General features: G+C 63.6%; 3 protein-coding genes and 1 pseudogene. All 4 read right to left on the minus strand.

The window, feature by feature from the left end:
* Window positions 1-166 precede the first annotated feature (166 nt).
* The gene (locus tag EN884_RS25620; protein ID WP_024505000.1) at window positions 167-850 is read right to left on the minus strand and encodes an outer membrane lipoprotein carrier protein LolA; all 684 of its coding nucleotides are present in this window, start codon (window positions 848-850) and stop codon (window positions 167-169) included.
* Between the two features lie 145 nt (window positions 851-995).
* Window positions 996-3,671, minus strand: a complete 2,676-nt coding sequence (locus tag EN884_RS25625) for a DNA translocase FtsK (RefSeq protein ID WP_063169525.1) — start codon at window positions 3,669-3,671, stop codon at window positions 996-998.
* Window positions 3,672-3,930: 259 nt separating this feature from the next.
* Entirely contained in the window at window positions 3,931-4,206 is a 276-nt protein-coding gene (locus EN884_RS25630) for a hypothetical protein (RefSeq protein ID WP_063170403.1), read from the minus strand.
* A 305-nt stretch (window positions 4,207-4,511) separates the two neighbouring features.
* A pseudogene (locus tag EN884_RS25635) lies at window positions 4,512-4,926 on the minus strand (ammonium transporter); the annotation flags it as partial.

Genomic DNA, 4,926 nt, shown 5'->3' on the forward strand with positions numbered 1-4,926 from the left:
ATCCAGGACAGCGTGCAACCGGCCAGAACCGATGGGTCCCGGCGGGGAAGACGCCTTTTGACGGAGTCGGTCCGGGAAATTGCCAGCCGCAAGCCGCAAAGACAAGCCGGGCAACGCTCGACGAGGCGCGGCCCGGTGCTTTCCACAGCTATTGGAGCGTTTGAAGCTAGCGCGCCTTGTTGGTGTTGAGCTCGCGGTTCGCCGTGTAGTCGATGGCGAAAGTATCCGGCGCGAAGCTGACGCCTTCCTTGGTGTTGAAGATCATCACCGTCGTATCCTTGCCCTGCGCGTCGGTGATCGTCCACTGCCGCAAGTCGAAGGTTTTCGGATCGAACATCATGGTGATCTTCGAATTGCCGAACACCGATTTGTCGGCGAGCTGGATGGTTGTGAGGTCGTCCTCCTGCTTGACGCTTTTGACGCGGTCGCCGGAGAGGTCGATCCTGTTGTCGAGCAGCAGCTTCAAGGGTGTCTTCGACAGCGGATAGAGATCGGACGTGTTGAGCCTCTTGTTCAGGATGACCACCGACTGGCCGTCTGAAATCACCCGGAAGTTCGAAGAGCCGTCGTAGTTGAAGCGGATCTTGCCCGGCCGTTCGAGGAAGAACTTGCCGCCGGTCTGCTCGCCCTTGGGGCCGAACTGCACGAATTCGCCGCTCATCGATTTGACCGAGGAAAAGTGGTCGGCGATCTTCTGCGCAGCGGCCGGCACAGCCGCCTGCGCCGAGGCCAGCACCTGGAAGCCGGGCACCGCGTTGAAGGCTGCCGCCCCTGCAAACGCCAGACCGAGGCCCAGCAACTGACGCCGGGATGGAGCAAATGTGCTGAGCGCTGAAAGATCGTTTTTCATGTCGGTCACTCTCGTCTGATTCCTGAGTTGTTCTGTGCTTGGACCCCCAGTTGGGCTGAAATTTGGCGGGTCGGGCGTCCCTTGGTCGCTTCAACGCCTTGAAAGGTTCAAGGTTGCCGGATGTCGCAAGGGTCAGGCTTTCTGGTCAGAACTTGTCCTCTTCGGTCGGCACCAGGATCTCGCGCTTGCCGGCATGGTTGGCCGGGCCGACGATACCTTCCTTCTCCATCTTCTCGATGATCGAGGCAGCGCGGTTATAGCCGATGCCCAGCCGGCGCTGGATATAGCTGGTCGAGGCCTTGCCATCGCGCAGCACCACGGAGACCGCTTGATCGTAAGGATCGTCGGAATCCTCGAAATTGCTGTTGCCGCCACCGCCGCTCGCTCCACCCTTGCCTGACGGCTCGTCGTCATCCTCGCCATCATCCTCGGTGATGGCGTCGAGATACTCCGGCACGCCCTGCAGCTTCAGATGCGCGACGATCTTCTCGACCTCTTCATCGGCGACGAACGGGCCGTGCACGCGCTGGATACGGCCGCCGCCGGCCATGTAGAGCATGTCGCCCATGCCGAGCAGCTGCTCGGCGCCCTGCTCGCCCAGAATGGTGCGGCTGTCGATCTTCGACGTCACCTGGAAGGAGATGCGGGTCGGGAAATTGGCCTTGATGGTGCCGGTGATGACGTCGACCGACGGCCGCTGCGTTGCCATGATGACATGGATGCCGGCGGCGCGCGCCATCTGCGCCAGGCGCTGCACGGCACCTTCGATGTCCTTGCCGGCGACCATCATCAGGTCGGCCATCTCGTCGATGATGACGACGATATAAGGCATCGGCTCGAGATCGAGGTTCTCGGTCTCGTAGATCGCCTCGCCGGTCTGGCGGTCGAAGCCGGTCTGAACGGTGCGCGAGATCTTCTCACCCTTCTTGTCCGCCTGGCTGACACGGGCGTTGAAGCCGTCGATGTTGCGCACGCCGACCTTGGACATTTTGCGGTAGCGGTCCTCCATCTCGCGCACGGTCCATTTCAGCGCCACCACCGCCTTCTTCGGATCGGTGACGACGGGCGTCAGCAGATGCGGGATGCCGTCATAGACCGAGAGTTCCAGCATCTTCGGATCGATCATGATCAGCCGGCAATCCTGCGGCGTCAGCCGGTAGAGCAGCGACAGGATCATGGTGTTGATGGCGACCGACTTGCCCGAGCCGGTGGTGCCGGCGACCAGCACGTGCGGCATCTTGGCGATGTCGACGATGACCGCCTCGCCATTGATGGTCTTGCCCAGCGCCAGTGCCAGCTTGGCCTTCGTCGTCTCGAAGTCGCGGCTGGCCAGGATCTCCCTGAGATAGACGGTTTCGCGCTTGGCGTTCGGCAGTTCGATGCCGATGGCGTTGCGGCCGGGCACCACCGCGACGCGGCAGGCGATGGCGCTCATCGAGCGGGCGATGTCGTCGGACAGGCCGATGACGCGCGACGATTTGATGCCGGGCGCCGGTTCGAGCTCATAGAGCGTGACGACCGGACCCGGACGGACGGCGATGATCTCGCCCTTGACGCCGAAATCCTCCAGCACGCCTTCGAGCAGGCGCGCGTTCTGTTCCAGCGCGTCCTTGGACAGGCTGGCGTCGCGCACCACGTTCTTCGGCTCGGAGAGGAAGTGCAGCGACGGCATTTCGAATTTTTCAGAGCCGATCAGCGATGTCTGCGCCTCGCGCTGCACACGGGCGCCGGGCACGGGGCGCGCCGCCGGCGCCTCGACGCGCGTGGCGGCATCGGAACGGAACGGCTGTACCTTGGCGGTCGGCGCGCCTCGGCGTTGCACGACAGGCTCATCGTCGAAATCGGCATCCTCGCCCGCATTGTCGAAGCGGTCGTCGAAGATATCGGCATCGTCGGGGTCGAGCGAGGCGCTGCGGTCGTTGACCATGGCGGCGAAGAATTCCGGCTCGACGCGGGCGCGGCCATCCTGGCTCATCCGCTGCTCGGCGAACTCGGCCGATTCGACCCGTTCGGCGGCGCGGCGCCAGGCGGTGGAGCGCTGCTCCATCTCCGGCTCGTACTCGTCCCGCTCCTGCCTGCGGCGCACGGCGCGGCGGTGCATCCACGCGCGCAGCGACAGCCACCAATGGGTGATGGCGCCGAGCGCCAGGATGCCCTCGTCGCCTTCGTCCTCGTCATTGTCGAACAAAAGGTCGTCCTCGCGCGGATCGACGGCGGGCTCGTCCTCCATCACGGCAAAGCCGTTCTTGCGTCCGATCAGCGCCGAGCCATGGGCGAAGAGCCACAGTGCGGGCGCCGACAGCAGGATGGCGATGATGCTGGCGATCAGCCCGGTCGGATAGCCGCCGATGACGACACCGGGGATCTTCAGCACCATGTCGCCGAACACGCCGCCGAGGCCGGTGGGCAGCGGCCAGGTCTTGGGCGGCACCACGCAGCCGACCATCGCCGCGGCCAGCAGCGCGAAGCCGAACCAGGACAACCCGCGCTTGGGCAGCCTGTCGACACCGCGCGCGGAAAACAGCAGGAAGCCCCAGATGACCGTCGGAACCAGGGCGGCGACGGCGGCGAGGCCGAAGAACTGCATGGCGAGGTCGGAGAACACGGCACCCGCATAGCCCATGGCGTTGGTGACGGAGTTGTTCGTCGCGTGGGAAAAACTCGGATCGGCGACATTCCAGGTGGCAAGGCTGGCAACGCCAAAGGCGGCCAGCGCGAACAGGCCGACGCCAACCAGCCGCCCGACCTGACGCCGCGCGAACGCCTGGATGCCGTGCCCCGTATCGGCCAGCGCGAGCGGTGCTGAAGCCCCTGAACGCATGCTCTTCCCCGTCTGTCGTGGACTCGCCGGGTGCGTGGCGCACTCCGGCAGATTCGGGTCTCAGACTATCGGTGGGAAGGTTAAGGGCGCATTAACTATAAGAGGTTGAGACGCTCAAACCTCATTACCGCCGGTTGAGCCGTATGAGGCAATGATGGACGACGGACCGATGGAGCTCCATCGAACGAAACAATGGCGGGCTGCCGGCCCGCCATTGGTCGTCTGAACGGAGATCGGGCCTCGGCCCGATCGCGGCAAATCAGTTGGCGCCGCCGAGCGCCTGCACATTGGCGCAGAATTCCGCATGCGGCTTGCTCATCGCCGCATCCTGGCATTCCTTCTTCATCGCTTCCTGCTTTTCCATCGGCATGGCCATGAAAGCTGTCTTGAAGCCCGCCATCGGCTTCATGGTTTTCATGCCGGAATCCGTGAAGAACGGCGCCATGTTGTCGGGCTCGTCCAGAGCACCGGCAAACGCCACGCCGCCGATCATGGAAAGAGCAAGCGCTCCGAGACAGATGTTCTTGAGGTTCATGAGATGGTTTCCTTCCCTGTTGTTTGGCACGAGCGTCAGAACGACGATCGTCCCCACGGTTCGGAACCAGAGCGGTCGTTGTTTCCTCAAAAAACATGATCACGCGAACGTGATTGCGTGAAGCCGGGCATTGCCGGAATGGCTTGCCAAAAAAAGAGGCCCGGATGCGATCCGGGCCTCAATGCGTGAACTCCTTTCGGGAGCGTCACGACGGGATCTTTCAAAGCAATTCCAGGAGAACTGTGCAGCGCTTTCCATTCGGAATTGCGTGGAGATATGGGGCCGGCGGGAGGAGGGTTCCGCCCTTACGGCACCACTTCGCCATGCTGGGAGATGTCGAGGCCTTCGACCTCTTCCTGGGTCGTCGGGCGCAGGCCGACAAGCGCCTTGACGATGTAGAGGAGCACGAAGGTGGCAATGCCGGTCCACACGATGGTGACGGCAACGCCGTAGATCTGCTTGCCGAGCGAAGCACCTGCGCCGAGGCTGTTGATCGCCGGGTCGGCGAGCACGCCGGTGAGCAGAGCGCCGACCACACCGCCGACGCCATGCACGCCGAAGGCGTCGAGCGAGTCGTCATAGCCGAACATGTGCTTGACCTTGACCGCCGAGAGGTAGCAGACGACGCCTGCGACGATGCCGACGATGAAGGCACCGGTCGGGTTGACGAAGCCGGAAGCCGGCGTCACCGCGACCAGGCCGGCAACCGCACCCGAGATG

This window comes from Mesorhizobium sp. M7A.F.Ca.AU.001.01.1.1 (genome assembly GCF_004022735.1).
GTDB lineage: Bacteria > Pseudomonadota > Alphaproteobacteria > Rhizobiales > Rhizobiaceae > Mesorhizobium > Mesorhizobium ciceri.

What these genes read in the sequence shown, in the direction of transcription:
- EN884_RS25620 (WP_024505000.1), bottom strand. Translation starts at nt 850, where the DNA reads ATGAAAAACGATCTTTCAGCGCTCAGCACATTTGCTCCATCCCGGCGT.
- EN884_RS25630 (WP_063170403.1), bottom strand. Translation starts at nt 4,206, where the DNA reads ATGAACCTCAAGAACATCTGTCTCGGAGCGCTTGCTCTTTCCATGATC.
- EN884_RS25625 (WP_063169525.1), bottom strand. Translation starts at nt 3,671, where the DNA reads ATGCGTTCAGGGGCTTCAGCACCGCTCGCGCTGGCCGATACGGGGCAC.